Origin of the sequence: Streptomyces sp. XD-27, from assembly GCF_030553055.1 — a bacterium.
Lineage (GTDB): Bacteria > Actinomycetota > Actinomycetes > Streptomycetales > Streptomycetaceae > Streptomyces.
On record NZ_CP130713.1, the window covers coordinates 1,176,776 to 1,197,205 of the forward strand.

At 67.7% G+C, this 20,430-nt stretch carries 15 protein-coding genes and 2 pseudogenes; 9 read left to right on the forward strand and 8 right to left on the reverse strand.

The window, feature by feature from the left end; genetic code table 11:
* The first annotated feature begins 40 nt into the window (after positions 1–40).
* Positions 41–676 (forward strand): HAD family hydrolase, encoded by a 636-nt coding sequence (locus Q3Y56_RS04995; RefSeq protein WP_304460756.1) that lies wholly within the window; start codon positions 41–43, stop codon positions 674–676.
* A 145-nt stretch (positions 677–821) separates the two neighbouring features.
* Positions 822–1,799, forward strand: a complete 978-nt coding sequence (locus Q3Y56_RS05000; protein WP_304460757.1) for an asparagine synthase C-terminal domain-containing protein — start codon at positions 822–824, stop codon at positions 1,797–1,799.
* Here the strand turns inward: Q3Y56_RS05000 and Q3Y56_RS05005 are convergent.
* Both Q3Y56_RS05005 and Q3Y56_RS05010 read right to left on the reverse strand, forming a co-directional pair.
* Positions 1,780–2,547: a nicotianamine synthase family protein gene (locus Q3Y56_RS05005; protein ID WP_304465473.1), complete on the reverse strand. Its 768-nt coding sequence runs from the start codon at positions 2,545–2,547 to the stop codon at positions 1,780–1,782. The genes Q3Y56_RS05000 and Q3Y56_RS05005 overlap by 20 nt on opposite strands.
* 983 nt (positions 2,548–3,530) lie before the next feature.
* On the reverse strand, positions 3,531–4,376 hold the full coding sequence (locus Q3Y56_RS05010) for a cyclopropane-fatty-acyl-phospholipid synthase family protein (protein ID WP_304460758.1): 846 nt from the start codon (positions 4,374–4,376) through the stop codon (positions 3,531–3,533).
* A gap of 1,031 nt (positions 4,377–5,407) precedes the next feature.
* On the opposite strand from Q3Y56_RS05010, the gene Q3Y56_RS05015 reads away from it, so the two are divergent.
* The 3 genes from Q3Y56_RS05015 to Q3Y56_RS05025 are packed head-to-tail and all read left to right on the forward strand — an operon-like array spanning position 5,408 to position 9,103.
* The gene (locus Q3Y56_RS05015) at positions 5,408–6,595 is read left to right on the forward strand and encodes a UDP-galactopyranose mutase (RefSeq protein WP_304460759.1); all 1,188 of its coding nucleotides are present in this window, start codon (positions 5,408–5,410) and stop codon (positions 6,593–6,595) included.
* Positions 6,585–8,075, forward strand: a complete 1,491-nt coding sequence (locus tag Q3Y56_RS05020; RefSeq protein ID WP_304460760.1) for a sulfotransferase family protein — start codon at positions 6,585–6,587, stop codon at positions 8,073–8,075. Before Q3Y56_RS05015 ends, Q3Y56_RS05020 begins: the two co-directional genes overlap by 11 nt.
* A gap of 32 nt (positions 8,076–8,107) precedes the next feature.
* Positions 8,108–9,103 carry an NAD(P)-dependent oxidoreductase gene (locus tag Q3Y56_RS05025; protein WP_304460761.1) on the forward strand — a complete coding sequence of 332 codons (996 nt, stop codon included), beginning with the start codon at positions 8,108–8,110 and terminating at the stop codon, positions 9,101–9,103.
* A 36-nt stretch (positions 9,104–9,139) separates the two neighbouring features.
* Here the strand turns inward: Q3Y56_RS05025 and Q3Y56_RS05030 are convergent, their stop codons facing one another.
* On the reverse strand, positions 9,140–10,114 hold the full coding sequence (locus tag Q3Y56_RS05030) for a UDP-glucuronic acid decarboxylase family protein (RefSeq protein ID WP_304460762.1): 975 nt from the start codon (positions 10,112–10,114) through the stop codon (positions 9,140–9,142).
* Between the two features lie 152 nt (positions 10,115–10,266).
* Here Q3Y56_RS05030 and Q3Y56_RS05035 point away from each other — a divergent pair, with 152 nt between their 5' ends.
* The 4 genes from Q3Y56_RS05035 (at position 10,267) to Q3Y56_RS05050 (ending at position 13,944) form a co-directional block, all read left to right on the forward strand.
* Positions 10,267–11,064 carry an NAD(P)-dependent oxidoreductase gene (locus Q3Y56_RS05035; RefSeq protein WP_304465474.1) on the forward strand — a complete coding sequence of 266 codons (798 nt, stop codon included), beginning with the start codon at positions 10,267–10,269 and terminating at the stop codon, positions 11,062–11,064.
* A gap of 79 nt (positions 11,065–11,143) precedes the next feature.
* Positions 11,144–11,983, forward strand: a complete 840-nt coding sequence (locus tag Q3Y56_RS05040) for a glycosyltransferase family 2 protein (RefSeq protein WP_304460763.1) — start codon at positions 11,144–11,146, stop codon at positions 11,981–11,983.
* Between the two features lie 418 nt (positions 11,984–12,401).
* The gene (locus Q3Y56_RS05045; protein ID WP_304460764.1) at positions 12,402–13,232 is read left to right on the forward strand and encodes a glycerophosphodiester phosphodiesterase family protein; all 831 of its coding nucleotides are present in this window, start codon (positions 12,402–12,404) and stop codon (positions 13,230–13,232) included.
* 457 nt (positions 13,233–13,689) lie between these two features.
* Positions 13,690–13,944, forward strand: a complete 255-nt coding sequence (locus tag Q3Y56_RS05050; protein ID WP_304460765.1) for a helix-turn-helix transcriptional regulator — start codon at positions 13,690–13,692, stop codon at positions 13,942–13,944.
* Between the two features lie 830 nt (positions 13,945–14,774).
* On the opposite strand, the gene kdsA is transcribed toward Q3Y56_RS05050, so the two are convergent.
* The 5 genes and pseudogenes from kdsA to Q3Y56_RS05075 all read right to left on the reverse strand — a co-directional run bounded on the left by kdsA (position 14,775) and on the right by Q3Y56_RS05075 (position 20,200).
* Positions 14,775–15,620, reverse strand: a complete 846-nt coding sequence (kdsA, locus tag Q3Y56_RS05055) for a 3-deoxy-8-phosphooctulonate synthase (protein ID WP_369696846.1) — start codon at positions 15,618–15,620, stop codon at positions 14,775–14,777.
* Between the two features lie 26 nt (positions 15,621–15,646).
* Entirely contained in the window at positions 15,647–16,393 is a 747-nt protein-coding gene (gene kdsB, locus Q3Y56_RS05060) for a 3-deoxy-manno-octulosonate cytidylyltransferase (protein WP_304460767.1), read from the reverse strand.
* 512 nt (positions 16,394–16,905) lie between these two features.
* Positions 16,906–18,759, reverse strand: coding sequence for an asparagine synthase (glutamine-hydrolyzing) (gene asnB, locus Q3Y56_RS05065; RefSeq protein WP_304460768.1), 1,854 nt, complete (start codon positions 18,757–18,759; stop codon positions 16,906–16,908).
* Between the two features lie 289 nt (positions 18,760–19,048).
* A pseudogene (locus Q3Y56_RS05070) lies at positions 19,049–19,548 on the reverse strand (IS5 family transposase); the annotation flags it as partial.
* Positions 19,545–20,200: pseudogene (locus tag Q3Y56_RS05075) on the reverse strand (putative RNA methyltransferase). The pseudogenes Q3Y56_RS05075 and Q3Y56_RS05070, both read right to left, overlap by 4 nt.
* Positions 20,201–20,430 lie beyond the last annotated feature (230 nt).

Genomic DNA, 20,430 nt, shown 5'->3' on the forward strand with positions numbered 1-20,430 from the left:
AGCAACCTAGCCTTCACGCAGGGCTCTTGGAGGGGACTTCGTGGATCTGACAGGCACCCTCACACCCCTGACCGGCGACCGGGCCGGACACACCCGACGGGCGGTCTTCCTCGACCGCGACGGCACCCTCACCGAGCCGCGCCACTATCCCCGCCGCCCCGAAGACCTCGTCCTCCAGCCCGGCATCGGACCACCGCTGCACGCCCTGCAAGACCAAGGACTGGCTCTGGTCGTCGTCACCAACCAAAGCGGCCTCGCGCGAGGACTCTTCGACGAGCCCACCCTGGCCGCGATGCACCACCGTCTCCGCGACCTCCTCGCCGGACTCGGTGTTCACCTCGCCGGGATCTATGCCTGCCCCCACCATCCCGAAGGCACGGTTCGGCACCTGCGAACCGTCTGCCGCTGCCGCAAGCCCCAGCCCGGGATGCTCCAGCGAGCCGCCGCCGACCTCCACCTCGACCTCACCGGATCCTGGATGATCGGCGACTCCACCTGCGACATCCAAGCCGGCCGCCGGGCCGGCACCCGTACCGCGCTCGCAGCACCCGACCCGCTCCCTGGCTGCCTTCCGGACGTATGCGGCACTACGACAGCCGGCGCGCTCACCCACGTTCACCACGCGCTGCGTGCCCAGGGCACTGGCGAGCCAAGGCCCTCCATTCCCAAGCCTTGACCCAGATCGCCTACCTCACCCCGCACGGCCGCTGACGCCCTCTCCCCGTTGTGGGCGTCAGCCGGTCCTGGCATCCTCGTGCACCGGCGGCAAAGTCGCTTACCACAACTCCGCACACCATGGCGGGATCTGTATGCCTACTGGTTTGGCCAACGCAGGACTGACCGAGTTCCCGGCCGACGACCCATCCTGGCCACCGCCTCGTCCGCAGGCGGATGTCAGCGCTCCTGACGTCGCAGCCAAGCTGATCGCGCAATGGCTGCAAGCGCGGGTCGACGACGCGGTGTCCAGGGCGACTGGCCGCCCTGTGGTGCTGCTCTCCGGCGGAGCTGATTCCTCCGCGGTGCTCGCCGCTGCCGCAGAACGCAACCCGGTGGCTGTGACGGTGCTGATCGGCGACACACCGGCGGACTCCGCTGCCGCGAACGTGGCCAGACATTTCAACGTAGCCCACGAGGCGGTCCAGCTCTCCGTCAAGGACGCCGGCAGGCACGCCGCAACTGCTGCCAGAGTGCTGGGCGTAGCAGACCCCTGGTCTGTCGGAATGGCAGTGGCGATGATGGCGCTCGGCCCCTTCCTGCGGGGGCGTGGGACTGTGCTCACCGGTGAAGGGGCGGATACGGCAACCATGGGCGGTCACCCGCCGGCACGCTCCCAGGAGGAATTCGACAACGGCATCCTCGCGGAAGCGGGCAAATACTGGACCGACCGCCGGCCGGCCGTCAACATCGGCGAAGTCGTGGACTCTGGAGCACCGGCCCGTTGGTGCCGCACCATGCAGCATTCGGGCCTGCTCGCCATCACCCGCCGGATCGACTACCGCGCGATGTGGCGCACGGACAGTGCGGGCCGCACGTGGGACAAAGTGCCCTTGCGGATGGCCGCGGCAGCACTCGGCGTTCCAGAGGATGTGGCATGGCGACCCAAGTCCCCTATCCAGAGGTCCGCCGGAATCCTCGACGCCATGCTCGCCGCCGCCTGCGAGCAGGCGCGTGGACTTCCCGGTACGGAGTGGGGTCCGCGTCCCAGTGCGGGTTGGGCCCCGCGTACGAGCCAGGAGGCATCGGAAGTAGCTGCCATCCAGTTCTGGCTGGCTGCTCACCTCACGTCCGCTGCCCAGTGATACGGGAGGGTTGGGCCAGCAGGACGGAGTTGACTCCTCCCGTCTCTGCGCGCATTTCCCGCAGCACCCTGAAGCCCTCAAGGTCGGCCGATTCGACGGGAAGACGCAGAGCTGTCTGCAAACCACGCGCACCCCGCGCCGAAAGGACTGCGTCCGGACGCAGGACAGGGGCGAGAGCGCGGGCGATGGCGCGCTTTTCTTCCACCTCGACACCGGCCAGTGAAACGAGGACAACGAGGTCGGTGTCGTTCGTACCGGCCAGGCGGTCAATGGCGACTGCGTCCGCCTGCGTGGTGCTCACCATGGAATCGTGACCGAGTGCTTTGACGACTTCGGTGCCGAGCGCGCATGCCTCGGCATTCCGGTCCACTTGGAGGACACGCAGACCGTAGCGGGCAAGGAGAATGCCGGTCAGCGGCAAGGGTCCGGAGCCAAGGACAATGGCGACCTTGGGACGTATGGCACCGACTGTGACGGCTCCGGCCAGCTCAGCTCGGGCGAGCTTGCGGTAGTACGTCAGGTAGGGGAATCCGCCCAGTTCATCCCAGGGGTCGCGGGCGGCGATGATGCGATGTGCCCAGAGCCGTTCCAGCTCGGCCTCACTTCTCGCGTACAAGGAGCGCATCCAGCGGAAAAGCCGGTCGGCGTGAGGGCTCTTCAGATCTGCCGCGGAAATCTTGCCCTCCATTGAGCTGCAGTATCGGACTAACGCGCCAAATGCCGACTCCATATCAGGCGAGGGCCGCATCCCGGTGGCAGCAAGGCGCTCGCCCACAGCCCGGAGTGCGACGAAAACGCCGGCTGCATCACTCGTTCGCCGGACCGGCTCGTGACCGTCAGGGGAGATACCCACACCAGCATGGTCACCCGACAGGAGCGCGGCGGCAAGCACGCACCGCCTTCCACTCCCGCGGAACGATGCGAGCGCTGTCCGCGGCCACGCGACCCATCGGGCACTCCCTGATGTCCTGAGTCCTTGATCCGTCGTCGGTTGGGCATGGGGCGTCCGGGGCCGAAGCTGGCCGAGTTGGTGTGCGGGGCCGCGAGCTGGGGATCACAACGGAGACGGCCTCGAAGTGGCGGGCCCGGTTCGTCTGTCGTGCTGCACCGCTGCCGGGACTCACCCCCGCACCGCAACGGCAAGGTGGAGCGGCCGAACCTGGCTATCGAGCAGATGCTCCTCTCCCAGTTCCCCGGCTTCACCGGCCGGCGCACGCGATGCCGGCGACAGGCCGTACAGGCCGGTGCAGGACCACGCCCTCGCTGTGCCGGCTCGCCGGCGATGGTTCCCGGCTATGCACCCGCGGGTGCACGTCGGCCACTTCCGCGTAGACGCCGAGTTCTGTGGCGAGCTGGTCGGTCTCCGGGCGGCCTCACCCTGGCCGGGCGCGCGCGGACAGATGAGAGGAAGCCCTTGGCCGGATTCCCCCCGGGCCCTCTTGCCTGGCCCGCGGCCCGCGGTCAGGATCAGCCCGCCACGCCGAGCAGTCGACCAAGAGGAGCTCGGCCCGTACACCGATCAGTTCTGGCGTACTCGGGTGCCTCGTTCCAGCTAAGGCTTCGCGTAGGCGCAGGACGTGCACCAGCCGGGCGCCGGGGCCGCGCGTATCGGCGCTGCTCCGGCCCCACCTGCCCCGGCCTGAGCAAGCCCAACCTCCTCGAACCGCTTGAGGGTACGAGTACAGACGGCTACACGGGCCTCCCCGACCTGACCAGACATGTAACAAGGCCCTACCAGGCGCGGCGGCAGTGGAAGACGCCCCAGCGCAGCTGCTCGCGGTGGGCCGCGGCCGCCCAGAGGGGCAGGTTACCGAGCAGGCGGTCGAGGTAGGCGGGGCTGATGATGTCGCGCAGTTCCTTCTCGCGCTGGTGGGTCTCCTCGGTGAGGCGCACATAGTGGTGGACCAGTTGGCTGCTTTGGTCGTCGAAGTCGATGCGGGACAGGCCGAGTCCGGTGAGGGTGCGGCGGTAGAAGTCCGGCGTGGCCAGCGCGTCCACGCCCAGGCGGGACACGGCGGGGCGCAGTACCTCGGCAGGGGTGTCCTCGGCGGCCATCAAGTCGGTGAAAACCAAGGCGCCTTCCGGCTTGAGGACGCGTACGGCTTCGCTGAGGACGCGTGCCCGGTCGCCACTGTGGCAGAAGGCTTCCTGGGACCAGACGACGTCGAAGCGGCGGTCCTTGTAAGGGATGTCCTGGAAGGATCCGGTAACGACCTCGATGAGACCGTCCAGTCCGCGCTTGGCATTGGTAGCACGGTGGCGTTGGTTCTGGGCTTCGCTGAGGTTGAGGGCGATGACGCGGCAGCCGAAGCGCTCGGCCAGGTAGCGGGTGGGGCCGCCGTATCCGGACCCGAGGTCCAGCACGGTGCTCTCCGTTGTGAGCACGTCGGTCACCTTGTCCGCCACCTGCTCGACGGTGCGGCGGGAGGCGTCTGCTATCGCCTCGTGTTCATGGGCGTAGATCCCGGTGTGGATGTCCTCGCCGCCCCACACGGCGTCGTAGAACGCGTCGACGTCGTCGTTGTCGTAGTAGCTGCGCGTCGCGTCCTCAGAGGCCGGTGTGCTGTCGTGCGGCATGGGTGTCTCCCTCACTCGGTGATGCTCGTCCGGTTCAGCGATCAGCCTCACCCCACTCGGCGCCCCCACCACAGAGCGCAAACAAGTCACCCGTCGCCTTCACTGCGCATCAGGCACAGACGTCGCGCGACGACCTGACGGTCGCCACGCGGTGGCCTCGTCCCTCTGACTCACGAGGCCACACTGAGGCGCTGGGGGCTGCGGGGGCCCCTTCCCCATGGCGGCCAGGGCGCGGCCCACACGCGCTGATACCCATCGACACGCGGCTGCCGCAGGACAGGGAACGGGAGAACGAGCTCGGCAACAGGATCGGACTGATGCGTGTCCCCCCTTGCGCGCTCCCGAGTCCGTCTCAGCGTTTGGAAGCCGCAATGACGTCCAGCAGTCGGCATCGCGTCACCAGGCACAGACGTGCACTGCGCACACTCACTCACAACACCCCGAATGGGTGGCGAAATGGGCCATGCAACGCATCACCGATCCCCGCAAGTCGTCCCTGACCGCTTCCAATTTCCGAGTGAGAGACTCCCTATCCGCCTTTGGAATGCCGATCAGGGATATCGTGGCCATCCCGTGGCTTCCCCCCGGTCACGCTTGCTTCACCCTCCTCGTCCAGTTACAGGGACACGGCCCGGCTCTCCGTCCTCACACCCGCCGAGCGGCCCTGACCCGCAAAGGCTCGCCAGCCTCTGGGGAGAGGACGTAAATGAGGGCCTCCTCGTACGCGCCTTACCGGAGACGGCTGGATAACACGCCGCCGAGCCCGCCCGCCCTTCCGCCGCCGACGGTGTCGCGGTAGACAACCAGGCGAACGCCGGATCGGCATGCGTTTGACGACCGAGGGGGTGGGAGACGGTGGCATCCCGGATGGACCCTTACCAGGAGGTCATGTACCCGGGCTACCCCACCGGCCTGACGCCGCACGGACAACTCGGCGTAGCTTCCCGCCGGTTTGCCGCTACTGCCTGCCGTCACGGTGAGGGCCGGGTCTGTCCACCGTCGCAATCAAACCGACGACATCGAGGAGATTCATGTCCGCATCCGGGACGGCAAGTCCACAGGTGGCAGTCGTCGGGGCGGGGTGGTCGGGAGCGACGGCAGCTCGCCTGCTCCACGACGCGGGTCTGCGGGTCCATATCTTCGAACGCACGATGGCGGTGGGAGGGCACTCGCGTAGCGCCACGGTCAACGGAGTCCTGTTCGAGCCCGAGGGACCGCACATCTTCCACACGTCGAAACCCGCGGTGAAGGACTTCGCGGTGCGCCATGGCATGCGTCACAGCTACGAGCACAAGGGGCTGACCCAGATCTTTCTGGACGATGCCGACGAGCACCCGTACACACTCTCCTGGCCACCACAAGTGGCAGAGCTTCACGTACTCCCTGTATGGCCGGCCATCGAGAAGGAACTGTCCGGTCTTCCGCCGACGCCGTGCACTCGTGACTTCGAGTCCCATTGCGTCAGCATCATGGGGCGGACGTTGTACCGGCTGTTCATCGAGGGATACACCATCAAGCAGTGGGGATGCCATCCATCCGATCTGTCGAGCACGTTCGCCCCCAGCCGTCTCGGACTGCGTACGGACGGGAATCGACGCTTGTTCCGGGACACCTGGGAGTTCTTCCCACTGCCCAATGCGCAGGAGGTGATGGAGAGCATGACCAGACCGATACCTGCCACTTTCGGCCAGGAGATCGCCGCCGCCGATCTTCCGGAACTGGAACGGGCGTATGACGCCGTCGTGCTGACCGTGCCCTTGGACACGTTCGCCGGGCGGCCGGGGCGACTCGAATGGCGCGGTATCAGAACGGTCAGCAGATACATCCCTCTCGAGGATCCTGACGCTACCGTGACCCCGGGCTACATCGTGAACCACCCGTCGCTGCGTGTTCCCTATACGCGGACTGTGGAGTCGAAGCACGCCTCCGGTCAGTCGATTCCGGCCACCGTGGTCACGGAGGAGTATCCAGGTGCGCCGGCCCGTCACTATCCGGTCCTGACCACCGACTCACGGAACGAGCGCGAGAACGTACGACTCCAGGAAGAGATCAGGAAAATGACCCGGATGAGCGTCTTCTTCTGCGGTCGGCTCGCGAACTACGAGTACATCAACCAGGATGTGGCGCTCGACCAGGGCATGTCCTGTGCGAACGACGTCATCCGGGAGCTGCGTGCGAAGGGACGGAACACCCGGGAAGGAAGAGCATATGAACGGTGATACGACAGGCGCCATACGGGCCATGGATGGCGACTTCTCGCCACGCGGCGGGCGCTGCGTCGATCTCGTGCTGCGCACCGTGGGAGAACGCACCACCGACGTGGCGCTGGAACTGGCCATCAAGCATCTGCGTCCGAACCGGGTGTACATCGTCGACAACGTGAGACCGTTCTGGTTCGCCGTCGACGAGATGCTGAGGATCGGGCACGAGAGGGCCTCGCACGTCGTATACCTCGACGCCGACTGCCTCATCCTGGAAGACCTGCGCCCGTTCCTCGACGCCAATGAACTCGCCTTTGTCGACTGCCTTGTCCAGGACCCTTTTCGGGGCCGCGTCGCGTGTGGGGTGCACATCACGCGGACGGATGTGGTCGAGCGCATGCGGCGGATGGAACCGCCAAGAGATCACATCCCATGGATGCTGCGTCCCGAGAGCACCCGCCGATCCCTCGCACTCCGCGGCATTCAGGACAGCGTGCAGTACAGGGGCGCCCACATCCTGCACGATCATTTCCAGCACTACGACCACATCTTCGCCAAGATCGCCCTCAGGGAACTGCGGAGCCGCACCGAGGCTACGCGTCCGGCATTCGAGGCCGCCATGGCGCGGTGGGGCGAGGGCGCGGACTACGACATCGCCCGCACCGCCGTCGCCCACGCGCGGGCGCACGTCCCCCATGGCGCCCCGCCTCCCGCGGTCCAGCAGTACATCGAGAGTCTTCCGGACCTGGCATACCGCGAGGTCCGGGCAATGAACCTGCCGAAACGCCCCGCACTGACCATGCGGGAGGTCCGGCGAGCCGGTGAACGTATCCGCGGTGTGCGAGGTGAGGGGGTGGGCAAGCGCAAGGTGTTCGGCCTGGGGCTGCCCCGCACCGGTACCCGCAGTCTGCGGATGGCGTTGCACCTGATCGGCTACGACGTCGCGCACTATCCCATCGACCAGTCCTCATGGGACACGTTGGCCAGAGGAGACGGGCGCTTCCCGCTGCTGGACCATTACGACGGCCTTGCCGACGTGATCACCGTCCCCTGTTTTCGTGAACTGGACGCTCTCCACGCCGGCGCAAAGTTCGTCCTGACCGTTCGGGACAAGAAGAGCTGGCTCACATCCATCGAGAAGCACTGGCGGGACCACTCCGCGTCGGTATCGCCCGGTCGTGAGCGAGACGGTCGCGGGGCCGCCCTCATGGAGATCCAGCGCTATGTGCAAGCCGCCGTCTACGGCTGCCACGAATTCGACGCCGAGCGCCTGTCACGCGTCTACGACGAACATCTCGCCGCCGTCCGCGATCACTTTCACGGCCGCCCCGGCGACCTCCTTGAACTCGACATTGCCGGCGGAGAAGGGTGGGACGAACTCGCCCCCTTCCTCGACAGCGGGGCGCCAGCCGACTCTTTCCCCCGTGTCGGCCTGCAGCCGCAGACAGCCGATGAGAAGCACGAACTCGCGCCCGGCCATCCGGGTCAGCGGCTGTGAGCGAACCCTCGTACACCACCACCGGAGGACAGATGGACTCTCCCCGACCACTTGAGGCGCCCCGCCGTGCCCTGGTCACGGGCGTCGCCGGCTTCATCGCTTCTCATGTGTCCGACGCCCTGCTCCGCCAGGGCACGCAGGTCATCGGACTCGACCGGTATCCCCCTGACCTTGGCGCCGCCGCCGTCAATCTCCGGACGAGTCTGCGGCACCCTGGGTTCAGCTACCTTCACGCGGACCTGTTGTGCCACGATCTGGCCCCCGCCGTCGAAGGGGCCGATGTCGTCTTTCATCTGGCCGGGTTGCCCGGCGTCCGGCCGTCCTGGGGGGTGGCCTTTCCGGACTACCTCGCCTGCAACGTGCTAGCTACCCAGCGGCTGATGGCGGAATGCGACAGACAGCACGTTCCCCGCCTGGTCCTCGCCTCGTCCTCCAGCGTGTACGGCGAGGTCGGCGACGGCCTATGTCGCGAAGACGCACCGGCCCAACCCGTGTCGCCCTACGGAATCACCAAACTCGCCGCCGAACAACTGTGTCTGGCCTATGCACAGCGCCCCAACGCCTCGACCAGCGTGACGGCCCTGCGCTACTTCACCGTCTACGGACCGCGCCAGCGCACCGACATGCTGATCAGCAGAGCGCTACGGGCAGCGCTGAACGGAGCCCCGATACACATATTCGGTGACGGAACGAACCGCCGTGACTTCACCTACATCGACGACGTGGTCTCAGCGACGCTGGCCGCTGCCACAGCCCCCGCCCGGGCCGAGGTCATCAACGTCGGGGGCGGCTCCAGCACATCCATCACCAGGCTCCTGGCGACCGTCGAACGGGTTGCCGCAGCGAGGGTACCGACCATTGCGGCGCCCCCGCAGCCCGGAGACATGAGCACGACCCTGGCCGACCCGCACAAGGCGCGACGCCTCCTGGCCTGGCGCCCCCGCGTGGACCTGACCACCGGAGTGACCCGCCACCTGGAGTGGATGGAACAGCACACGCTCACCACCCTGGCCGAGCCTCCACGCTGAGCCCCTCTGGTGGCCGGACCGGCACAGCCCATGTCCTTACAACATGGTGGTCCGCACGACGGCATCTCTCGTGCCGGCATGAGTCCGGAACCAGGCGATCGTGCGGTCCAGTCCTTCACTGAGGCCGATCTTCGGAGCCCAGGCGAGTTCCCTGCGGGCGCGGGTGATGTCGGGGCAGCGGATGTCAGGGTCGTCCTCGGGCCGTTCGGAGAAGGTGATGGAGGAGGCCGAGCCGGTCGCGTGCAGGATCATGCGGGCCAGGCCGAGCATGGTGATCTCGTGGGGATTGCCGAGGTTGACCGGACCGGCGACCGAGGACGCGCGCAGCGCCAGCAGCCCTTCGATCAAGTCATCGATGTAACACAGCGAACGGGTCTGCGCTCCGGTGCCTGTGACCGTGAGGGGCCGACCGCTGAGGGCCTGCGCGATGAAGGTGGGCACGGCGCGGCCATCGGTGTTCCGCATCCGCGGGCCGTAGGTGTTGAAGATGCGGGCTATGGCCGTGTCGATGCCACAGCTCTCGCGGTGAGCGGTGACCAGCGCCTCTGAGAAGCGTTTCGCCTCGTCGTAGACGCTGCGGGGGCCAACGGGATTGACATGGCCCCAGTAGGTCTCGGGCTGGGGGTGGACCTGGGGAGTTCCATAGACTTCCGAGGTGGATGCCAGGATGTATCGGGCGCCTTTCTCCCGCGCAAGCTCCAGGGTGTTCTGTGTGCCCGCCGATCCAGCGGCGAGTGTCTCCAGGGGATAGCGCAGATAGTCGGCAGGGGAAGCGGGAGAGGCGAGGTGAAACACCACCTCCGCTTCGCCGGGAAGCCGTATCCGCCGAGTCACGTCCCAGTGAACGAACCGGAACGGGCCCAGAGACTCGAGTGCGGCGATGTTCCGGTGTCTTCCGGTCAGGAGATTGTCCATGCACACAACTGCGTAGCCCTCGCGCAGGAGCCGACGGCACAGATGAGACCCCACGAATCCCGCCCCACCCGCCACGATCGCGCACGGCTGCGACATGCTCTCCCCCCTCGCTCATGCCCGCACTTCCGATGTCGAAGATGAAGGAGATGCCTTCGGCCCTCAGGATGACCGCCATATCCTCGCCAAGCCAGAGGGCAGAATCGGCCCTTGGCTCGGAAACGGCCGTGCGGTACGGGAGAGTGACCGCCATGGGCGTGAGACTTGGGACTGTGGCAGTCACGGGCGCTGCCGGGAGGATCGGTTCGGCTGTGCGGGCCGGTCTGCGCGACGAGGTGTCGCGCTTGGTACTCATCGACCGCGCGGAACTCACCGCGCAGTCACCGAGGGAGGAAATCCACCAACTTGATCTACGTGACGGCGAAGCGGTGACAGCTGCCCTGGCCGGCGCGGATGCGGTAGTGCATCTCGGTGGGATCCCCGACGAGGCTCCGCTGCCGGATTTGCTGGACGAGAATGTCCGAGGAACGCACAACGTGCTGGAGGGTGCCCGCCGACAAGGACTACGGCGGGTGGTTCTCGCCAGCAGCAATCATGTGACCGGCTTCTATCCCGTCGGGGAGACCGTGACACCGGAAATGCCCGTGCGCCCGGACGGGCTCTACGGAGTGAGCAAGGTTGCGGTGGAGGCACTGGGGAGCCTGTATGCGGACAAGTTCGGCCTGTCCGTGGTGTGTCTGCGCATCGGAAGTTTCACGGACAAACCGAGTGAGCCACGGCACCTCTCCACGTGGCTGAGTCCACGCGACGGTCTCGGCTTCATCCGGGCGGCTCTCACCGCCGGTGATGCGCGCTTCGTGATCGCGTATGCCGTCTCTGCCAACACCCACCGTTTCTGGGATATCGCCGCCGGTGCGGACCTGGGATATGTGCCCCTGGACAACGCCGAGTCCTGTGTGTCGGGCAGCGCGGTGAACGGAGCCTCGGCCGGGAGCACGCTTCAGGGAGGCGACCGTGCCACTACGGAGCAGACCCTTCGGCACACGTGAAGCGTGGCCCGTCGACCCCGGCGACGAATGGCGCAAACACCACTCAAACTCGATCAACCCTGCTCTATATGGTGGCTTCATGGGCCGGGAAGAGTTTCCACGAGTCTGCGTTGTCACGCCAACCAAGAACCGTCCGGACCGCTTATTGCGAGCCATGACGTCGGTCGAGGCCCAAGTCGGAGTCACCGTCCATCATATTGTGCTGGGCGATGACTGTCCCTTCCTGGCCGATGCCGGAAACCTCGAAGAGCTGTCCAACAGGTTCCCTGGAGCCACCATACGCAATGTGCGCCGATCTCATTTCGGCGGCGTATCCCAGGAGGAGCTGGAGTACATCCCTGGGCGCTTGGCACACCTACGCAACCTGGGCATCAAGATGGCCGATGCGGAGTATGTGGCCCACCTCGACGACGACAACGTCTTCCACCCCACTCACCTCAGATCCCTCGTCGACCTGCTCCGGGCGAACCCGGCCGCGCAAGTTGCACACAGTTGGCGTCGCCTGCTCACCCAGGAAGGCGTGGAGCTTGTTCCGGATGGCGAAGACCCGTGGTACGGCGAGCCGGCCAAGCGCGCACATTCCTACGAGCGCTTGCGAGCCCTAGGGATATTCGAGCCAGGATCCTGTGTCATGCGTGACACGCTCCGGGTCGGTGACCAAATCCGCGGGGTCGATACGAGCGAGTGCCTCGTGCGAGCCAGCCTTCATGAACAGATTCCGTTCCCCACGCGCTTCTCGCAGCAGCAGAAGCAATTGGGCTACACAGAGGATCTGGCCTTCAGCCAGGAACTGGTTCGACAGGACGTGCCGGTACTGTGCAGTCAGCAAGCCACCGTTGACTACTTCATGGGTGGTCATTCCAACAGCAAGCCGTTCGTTGAGCTGCGGGACGCCCGGTTGCACATTCCACCGAGCTGATCCCGCTATCAGGAAGCGCACGTACGAGGAGTCGCACCTCCGACTGGAAGCCAAGCTCGGAGCTGGGGGGGGTATCCGCCATGCGCGCATCGTGCCGTCCGCTCGTGCTGAGGCCGGACGCTGAGGTTCCCGGCCGAAAATGCGGTCGGGAGCCCGAGGGTGGTGCGTGGCCGCAGCGAGCATGTCGCCGTCGACGGCCGTCGCGGCCCCTCCCTATGATCCGCGCATGGCAGATAGCGAGCCCGGGCCCGCCAGGCCGGTGGGCCACACGCAAGGGGCCGGGCCCCGCCTCCTCCGGTCACAGTCGCTCATGTCTCGCGGATCCGCCCTGGCCGTTGCGGCCATGGCTGTGGTCTGTGCCGTTCCCACACTCACGGGGAGCGTTCGGGCTTCGGCACCTGCTGACGACGCCGATGCCGTGCGGGCGCAGAAGAAGCCGTGGATCATCGCGCACCGTGCGGGCACCAGCGACTATCCCGAGAACACCCTGCTGGCCATCGAGGAATCCTTGAAGGCCGGAGTGGACGGCGAGTGGCTGAGTGTGCAGGCGACCAAGGACGGTGTTCCCGTCCTGTACCGGCCCGCTGACCTCTCCGCCCTGACCGACGGATCCGGTGCCGTCTCCAGTAAGACCCTTGCGGAACTGGCCGACCTCAATGCCGGCTACGCGTTCAAAAGCCCCGACGGCACCTATCCCTACCGCTCCCGCCCGGTCCGCATTCCCACACTAGAGGCCGCTCTGGAGGCCGTCCCTGCGGGCAAGCAGGTCTACCTGGACCTCAAGCAGGCACCCGCCTGGCATGTCGTCGACGCCGTGACACGCGTGCTCGACGCGACGAAGGCGTGGGACCGCGTCAGGCTGTACTCCACCGATGCCCAGGTCACCTCGCTGCTTGAGCGGATCCCCGGGGCGCAGGTGGCGGAGTCTCGCGACGCCACACGGCAGCGGCTGGCCGAAGTCGCCCTGGAACACACCTGCAGGAGCGCACCCGCGGCCGGCGCCTGGGCAGGATTCGAACTCAAACGCCAGATGAGCCTTCAGGAGAAGTTCACCCTCGGCACCGGCGACGCAACCGTCACCGCGCAGCTGTGGACACCCGAATCCGTGCGCTGCTTCCGCTCCCACGGCCGCACACCGATCGTCATGCTCGGCGTCAACACCCCCACCGACCTGCGCAACGGCACTCGTCTCGGCGCCACCGCCGTCGTCGTCGACTCTCCCCGTACCATGCTCCGGCCCAGCCAGTAGCCGTACAGTCTCTCTGGCTGGCGGGCCATCTGGAACACCGTGAACGATGAGGCGTGCGGGCGCTGGCGCAGCGGTCAGGTGTCGGGGACGAGGTGGCTGCACAGGTCGTTGACCGTGCCGTCTGCATCGTGCACGAAAGACCCGTCGCAGCCTCCTGATCAGTTGGAGAAGACGTAGTGCTGTTCCCGCCCCAAGGTCCAACGGCACTACGTCGCGTCTGCCGGTGCGGGGCCGTTCCTTCCGCGGCAGGCGGTAGGAACGACCCCGCAAGACCCAGGAAGATGTGAGCTGCGCCACACCTCAAGGGACTCAGTGGCGCCTAAGGCGCGTCCTACTGGCCCTACTTGGCACGTCTCCGTGGAATGGATCTCTACGATTCGACGACCATTCAATTACTCATGGGTAAGGAAGGTGCCAGAGACCTGACAACTCGGGCATAGCACGGTATCCGTTGAAGGTGGCACGGGAGTCGCTCGGCCTCTCCCAGCTCGGCTACGCGAGGCTGATCGCCAGGGCCCACGACGAACTCGGCTTCGGCTCACGGATGGTCAAGACCCGCCATACGGTCTCGCATTGGGAGGCCGGGCGGAACGAACCCGAACTCACCGCACAGCTCGCCATCGCCCGCATCCACCACGTCCCCGAGGAGGAGGTGTGCGACTCGGCTGGCCGCACTGGCTGCACCTGGCCACCGACGACGCCGCGTTGCTGAGGCCGCTGTGGACACCCCAGGGCGCCATCGATGCCCTGCACAGCACGGCCCGGCTCGCCGAGGCGCGACCCCGGGCCTACCTCACCGTCACCGGCCCCGTCCTCGACTCCCAGATCAGGAAGTCACTCGCCGTCCTGGCCGACCCCCAGCCGCCACCCACCCGCGACGGACGCCCCGTCACCCCCGACACCCTGGCCGGGATCGAAGCCCGTATCGAAACACTCGAACTCCAGGAGATAGCGACATCGGCCACCCCCGATGACCCTGTACTTCGCCGCCCGCGCAGAACACCAGCTGGTCGCCAGACTCCTGACCACCCACGGCTACGACCAGCAGACCGGGACCTGGCTGCTCCTCCTTGCCGCACGCACCCGCCGCGCTGTGCGAATGGCTGGATCGGGCCACCAGCACACTGGCCGCCCAGTGCCGTCGCGCCGTCGCTCTCGTCGGCAGCCTGCCTCCCGGCCTCGCCCATCAGTTCCGGCAACGATTCGCCCCCACTCCACCGAACCCGCCGTGCGAGACCTCATCGACACCCTGACCGAACACCCCGCACACACTGATCCCGGCATGGGGAGCCCCGCTCCCCGGCCGGCCCGCCCCATCCGGCGACACCACCGGCAACCCGAAGGCGCGGGAGGTGTTGATCAAGGTCGTGGAACGATCTCGGGATGGACCGTGGCGATCTGACGGACGCGCAGTGGGAGCGGCCTGAGGCGCTGTTGCCACCGCTACCTGGGCCGCAAAGTGCTGCGGCCCTCTGGCACCCGACATATCGGGCTGACGCCCGCGCGCTGTACCCGGGGCGAGCGCCCCGTGGGCACCACGGTCTACCGGTACTTCTGGGAGTTGTTGGATCTTGATATATCCATTGCCTTGGTCAGGTCGTCCAGCTGCTTGATCTGACGGAGAAGTCCGGGGACATCGGCGAGGGCCGTTGCCGAGGGGCCGTCGCACGGGGCGCGGGTCGGGTCGGGGTGGGCCTCGATGAACACGCCGGCCAGGCCGACGGCGACGCCGGCGCGGGCCAACTCCGCGGCGTATCCGCCGCGCCCGCCCGCCGCATCGCCCAGGGCGCCCGGTAGCTGGAGTGCGTGGGTGACGTCGAGGGTGACCGGTGGGCCGATCTCCCGCATGCGGGCGAGTCCGACGATGTCCACGATCAGGTGGTGGTAGCCGAAGGCTGTGCCGCGCTCGCACAGTACGACGCCCGCTGCCCCGACTCGGGCGCACTTTTCGGCGGCCGTCCGCATGTCCTCGGGCGCCATCATCTGCATCTTCTTCAGGTGCAGTGGACGGCCGGTGGCCGCTGCGGCGTGGATCAAGTCGGTCTGCCGCACCAGGAAGGCGGGAATCTGGAGGAGGTCGGCGACTTCGGCGGCCGGGGCGCACTGTTCGGCGGCGTGCACGTCGGTGACCACCGGCACGTCCAGCTCCCGCTTGATCCGAGCGAGCATCGCCAGGCCCTCATCGAGCCCGGGCCCCCGGAAGCTGTGCGCCGAGGACCGGTTGGCCTTGTCGAAGGACGCCTTGAAAACGTACGGGAGGCCGAGCTCGTCGGTGGCGGTGCGGAACACCTCGCCCACCCGCAGACTGGTCTCCAGGTCCTCCAGGACATTGACCCCGCCCAGGATCACCGCCGACCGGTCATTCCCGAACTCGATCCCCGCCACCATGCACCGGCGCAGCGCGGCCAGCTCCGTCAACACGACCTCCTCCGAACGACTTCGGTCTCCTCGGCAGCGGCCAGGTCAGCTGGCACGTTGATACTGACCGGGGTCCGCGGGGCACGCACCACCTTGATGGGCAGACCCAGTTCGAGGAACCGCAGCTGCTCCAGTCCCTCACTGCGTTCGAGAATGCCGGGTGGTGTGGCAGCGATGTGGGCCAGCGCCGCTGGAGTGAAGCCGTAGATACCCAGGTGGGCGCCGACCCGGCCAGTGCCGCGTAGCTCTTCGAATTCGACACCGGATTGCCGGTACGGGATGTCGGCGCGGGAGAAGTACAGGGCGCGGTGGCTCTGGTCGGTGAGGACAGTGACCTGGTTCGGGTCCCTCCCGCACGCCTCGTCCAGGGGGCCCGCCGCCGTGGCCACCGGATGACCGGCCCGTACCGCCTCGACGACCCGGTCGATGACATCCGGGTCCATGAAGGGTTCGTCCCCCTGCAGGTTGACCACGCAGTCGGTGTCCCACCGCGCCACCACGGCCGCGATCCGGTCCGTACCGGTGGTATACGCCCCCTGGGAGACCACCACCTCGGCGCCGAACGACCGGCACACCTCGGCAATACGGTCGCAGTCCGTCGCGACCACGACCCGCCTGGCGCTGTGTGCTCGTGTGGCGGCCTCGTAGGTCCACTGCACGATCGGTCGGCCACCGAGCGGCGCTGTGGCCTTACCGGGAAAGCGGGTCGAGCCAGCCCGGGCCGGGATGACGATCACGGTCATGCCGCCTCCCCGGTAGCGCGTTGCAGCCCTGCGGCCCGCCACACCGCCCTTGGCCGCCCAGAGGCCGGCCTCGCTGCCCAAACCCGGGTCGGGGGAGCATCCGACGCAACCACATGGCGGCCACACTCCTGCACGATCGTTCCCACCCTTCCCTGCCACCCAGCCGCGACGCCGCCCCCTGGCGCGGATGTCGCCACCCTCATTGGCGGAGATCCACGCCGGGTCGGCCCGTGCACCATCCCTCCCCACGCGACGGGTCATCATGCCGAGGGCCTCCGGTCGGGCTTCAGCCTGTCGCCGGTGCCCAGCCGGGTTTCAGACGAGTGATTTCCGGGAGGCAGCGACTGACAGTACGTCAGCGAGGCCGAGCAGGCCGACACCCACCGACCCCGCGCCATGTCCGTCAACGCGGTCCGCGACGCCCGCATGCAAGGTGGTGGTACGGCTGGCGAGCCTGCTCATCGATCTGACCGCCGCGATTGCTCCGGAGCCCCTTTGCTCTCGCCCACGCCTCAGGCGGTTTTGATGAGCGGCTGGACGGTGGTGAGCCAGGTGGCGGTGTCCAGGAACCGTTCCAGTGCGGTGTGAGGGTGGGGGCCCGGTCGCCACGCGGCGACCCGGCCTACGGCTGCATGGTCGAAGAGCGTGAACACCTCGTGGTCCGGGTCAGCGAGCAGCGTACGCGCCTGGGCCTGCAGGGCGGTGGTGTAGGCGGCGGACTGGGTGGAGGGGAAGTGGCTCTTGGCCCGCTGGACCACGGCCGCGGGCAGGAGATCGGTGACGGCGTCCCGCAACAGGACCTTGTCCCGGCCCGCGGTTGCCTTCATGCGCCAGGGGACGTTGTAGACGTACTCGACAAGGCGGTGGTCGCACAGCGGGACCCGGGCCTCGACGCCCACGGCCATGCTGATGCGGTCCTTGCGCTCCAGCATCATCGGCAGGAACCGGGTCAGGTGCAGGTAGGTGACGGTGCGCATACGGTGCTCGGCGCGCTCGGCGTCGGTGCACGTGCCCGGCCCGCCGCCGGGGCGGGGGACTTCGGCGCAGGCCGTGGCATGGCTGTCGGCCAGGTAGGCGTCTCCTTGGAGCAGACGGCGTACATCCGGTGTGTACAGCGGGGCGGTGTGGGCCCAGCGGCCGCGGTTGCCGGCGGCCCAGGGGAAGGTGGGGGTGTCGGCGATCGCGGGCTGGTGAAACCAGCGGTAGCCGCCGAAGAGTTCATCGGCTCCCTCGCCGGTGAGCACGACGGTCGCCTGCGGGCGCAGCCACTGGAGCAGCAGGAGCAGTCCGCCGTCGATGTCTCCCATTCCGCGCGGCAGATCCTGGGCATGGACCAGCCGCTCGCGCAGGTGGGGGTCGGCCAGCATGGCGGGCGGGTGCAGGATCTCGTGGTGGCGGGTGCCCAGGTGGGCGGAGACCAGGCGGGCGTAGGGGGCGTCTGTGCTGTGCCGGGTCGCAGTGGGGCGGAAGGCGTCCTGCTCCTGGTAGCCGGTGGCGAAACTGAACAGTCCCGCGTCGCCAGGTGGCTGCTGGCGCGTAGCAAGAGCGGTGACGGCACTGGAGTCGAGTCCTCCCGACAGCAGCGTGCCCAGCGGTACGTCGGCGTCCAGCTGCTCGCCGACGGCCTGGGCCAGCAGGCGGCGGACCGTGGCGGTTGTGGCGGAGGCGTCGTCGGCGTGCTCGTATGCCGGGAGACTCCAATACGTCCGCTCCCGGAGCCCTGAGCGGTCCACCCAGAGCGACGTGCCGGGCCGCAGCTCTTCGACGCCCTGGTAGACGGCATGCCCCGGGGTCCGGGAGAACGTCAGCAACTCCCGCAGCCCGTCCGCGTCCACGACCGCTTCGACCTGCGGATGCGCCAGCAGCGCCTTGGTCTCTGAGGCGAACAGCAGCCCGCCGTCCAGGCAGTGGTAGTACAGCGGCTTGATCCCAAGGCGATCGCGGACCAGCAGCAGCCGCTCGACGCGGCCGTCCCAGATGGCGAACGCGTACATCCCCACCAGGCGGTCGACCAACCGCTCGCCCCACTCCAGATAGGCGCGCAGCACCACCTCCGTATCCCCACGGGTGGTGAAGCTATGACCAAGAACAGTCAACTCTTCCCGTAAGGCACGGTAGTTATAGACCTCGCCGCTGTACGTCAGCGCGACCTCGCCGCCTTCCACGGCCACGGCCATCGGCTGCGCACTCGCCTCCACATCGACCACCGCGAGCCGCCGATGCCCCAGCGCAACATGGGCCCGGCACCACATCCCCACCGCATCCGGACCGCGGGGTACCAACGTCGCCGTCATCGACACCACTTCAGGCCACGACGGACCGGCATGCCTCCGAGAGAAGTCCACCCAGCCCGCCACACCGCACATCGTCGCCTCCCCGCACCGGCCCTGGGCGGGACACTAGATCACCCTCCACGCCCCGGCCACCGGCTTCGCCCCAGACGCAGTCGGTCTGCCGAAACTTGAGCCCCTATCTATGCAGCGATGCCCGGCGTACGTTGCTGAGGCTATGGACGGCTCTTGTGGCTGCTGCGTCATGTGTCGGCGCTCGTGGCCCCGTTTCGGTCTCCTGATCTTCGCGATACGTCGCGACCAGCGCCTGCAGGACGATGCTGTGTCCCCCTGAGGGCCGATGCGCAGGCCGGGCGTCTGCGCCGCGGCCGGTCCCGTCCACGGCGTGATGGATCTTGGTTGTCAGGCCCCCGCGGGATCGGCCTACTCCGTGCCCCACTGGCTCATGCTCGATCACAGCAGCTTCGCTCTCGCCGCGGCAGGTAGCGGCGCCAGCGTCCGTCTCCGGCCGGGTCGTGTTCGTCGCGTGCTGGTGAGCCCGGTCGATCGTCGAGTCCACCGAGACCGTTCAGTCGATCCCGCCGATCGAGTCCGCCTGGGCGGTCAGCTGCGCCAGAGCCGTGTCCCAGGTGCCGTCAGCAGCCCACCTGCGATGGCGTTTCCACACCGTCTGCCACGGGCCGAACGCCTCACGGGCAGATCTCGCCAGGGGATGCCGGTGCGGTACCGGTAGATGATCCCCTCGATGATGCAGCGGTGGTCGGCGAAGGGACGCCCTACCTTCCCCGTGTCGTGGGGAAGATAGGGCGCCAGGCGTGTCCACTGCTCGTCGGTCAGCAGGCGCGTGCGCCCGCTCGTGGTCACCGAGGCCGGTAGACGGTGGCCAGCACGGAGACGGTGACCTGGTCGGGCAGGAGGCCGTCATCGTCCAGGTCTGCAGGGCTCAGGTGGCGTGCGCTCGGCGTCACCAGCCGGACGGGCGCAACACCCGCTGAAACTCGGAGGGGTTGCGCGGGGCGAACACGTCCAGCACGACGTCGGCCATCCCATCGGCCAGCGGGAAGGGACGGAAGACGTCCCAGGTCGCCGCGGCGGCTCGCTCATGGGCTCGGGCCGCCGAGCGCAGCGCGCGCACCGAGGTGTCCAGGCCCAGACCACGGGCGCCAGACAGCTGGTCGAGTACGCCGGCCAAGTAGTAGCCCGTGCCGCACCCGACGTCCACGACTGTGCCCTGCTCGGGCACGGCGTCGGCCGCCAGACGGGCCACGACCTGGCAGACGGGCCCGTACTTGCCAGTGGCCAGGAATCGATCCCGGGCCCGGGCCATGGCAGCATCGTCGCCGCTGGTGGCGCGGGTGCCCGTCAGGAGGCTGGCATAGCCGTGGCGGGCGATATTGAAGGTGTGGCCCGCCGGGCAGCGCAGTGCGCCGCGGTCGGGATGAAGACGGGCGCGGCACCTCGGGCAGCGCAGCAGGTCGAGGAGTAGTTCGAGGGCAGGGCAAAGCGACACGGGCACAAGGCACTCCTAGCAACGGTGAAGGGAAGGGACCGTGCCTGCACGCGTGCTTCGAAAGTCGCCGCCCCCGGAAGGAACGGGCTCAGCGTCCGGCCACCTCGGTACGGGCAGCGCCGGGAACGTGGTTCACGCAGCAGGCACACCAAGGAGGGCGACGCCGCCCGGCATCGCCCTCAAAGCCTCCCAATCACAGGAAGCAGCAGTGCGGGGTGCTCATGAATGCCACGCCA

Coding starts and splice junctions, on each gene's coding strand:
- Q3Y56_RS05005 (WP_304465473.1), bottom strand. CDS start 2,547: ATGCGGCCCTCGCCTGATATGGAGTCGGCATTTGGCGCGTTAGTCCGA.
- Q3Y56_RS05010 (WP_304460758.1), bottom strand. CDS start 4,376: ATGCCGCACGACAGCACACCGGCCTCTGAGGACGCGACGCGCAGCTAC.
- Q3Y56_RS05015 (WP_304460759.1), top strand. CDS start 5,408: ATGTCCGCATCCGGGACGGCAAGTCCACAGGTGGCAGTCGTCGGGGCG.
- Q3Y56_RS05020 (WP_304460760.1), top strand. CDS start 6,585: ATGAACGGTGATACGACAGGCGCCATACGGGCCATGGATGGCGACTTC.
- Q3Y56_RS05025 (WP_304460761.1), top strand. CDS start 8,108: ATGGACTCTCCCCGACCACTTGAGGCGCCCCGCCGTGCCCTGGTCACG.
- Q3Y56_RS05030 (WP_304460762.1), bottom strand. CDS start 10,114: ATGTCGCAGCCGTGCGCGATCGTGGCGGGTGGGGCGGGATTCGTGGGG.
- Q3Y56_RS05035 (WP_304465474.1), top strand. CDS start 10,267: ATGGGCGTGAGACTTGGGACTGTGGCAGTCACGGGCGCTGCCGGGAGG.
- Q3Y56_RS05040 (WP_304460763.1), top strand. CDS start 11,144: ATGGGCCGGGAAGAGTTTCCACGAGTCTGCGTTGTCACGCCAACCAAG.
- kdsA (WP_369696846.1), bottom strand. CDS start 15,620: ATGGTGGCGGGGATCGAGTTCGGGAATGACCGGTCGGCGGTGATCCTG.
- kdsB (WP_304460767.1), bottom strand. CDS start 16,393: ATGACCGTGATCGTCATCCCGGCCCGGGCTGGCTCGACCCGCTTTCCC.
- asnB (WP_304460768.1), bottom strand. CDS start 18,759: ATGTGCGGTGTGGCGGGCTGGGTGGACTTCTCTCGGAGGCATGCCGGT.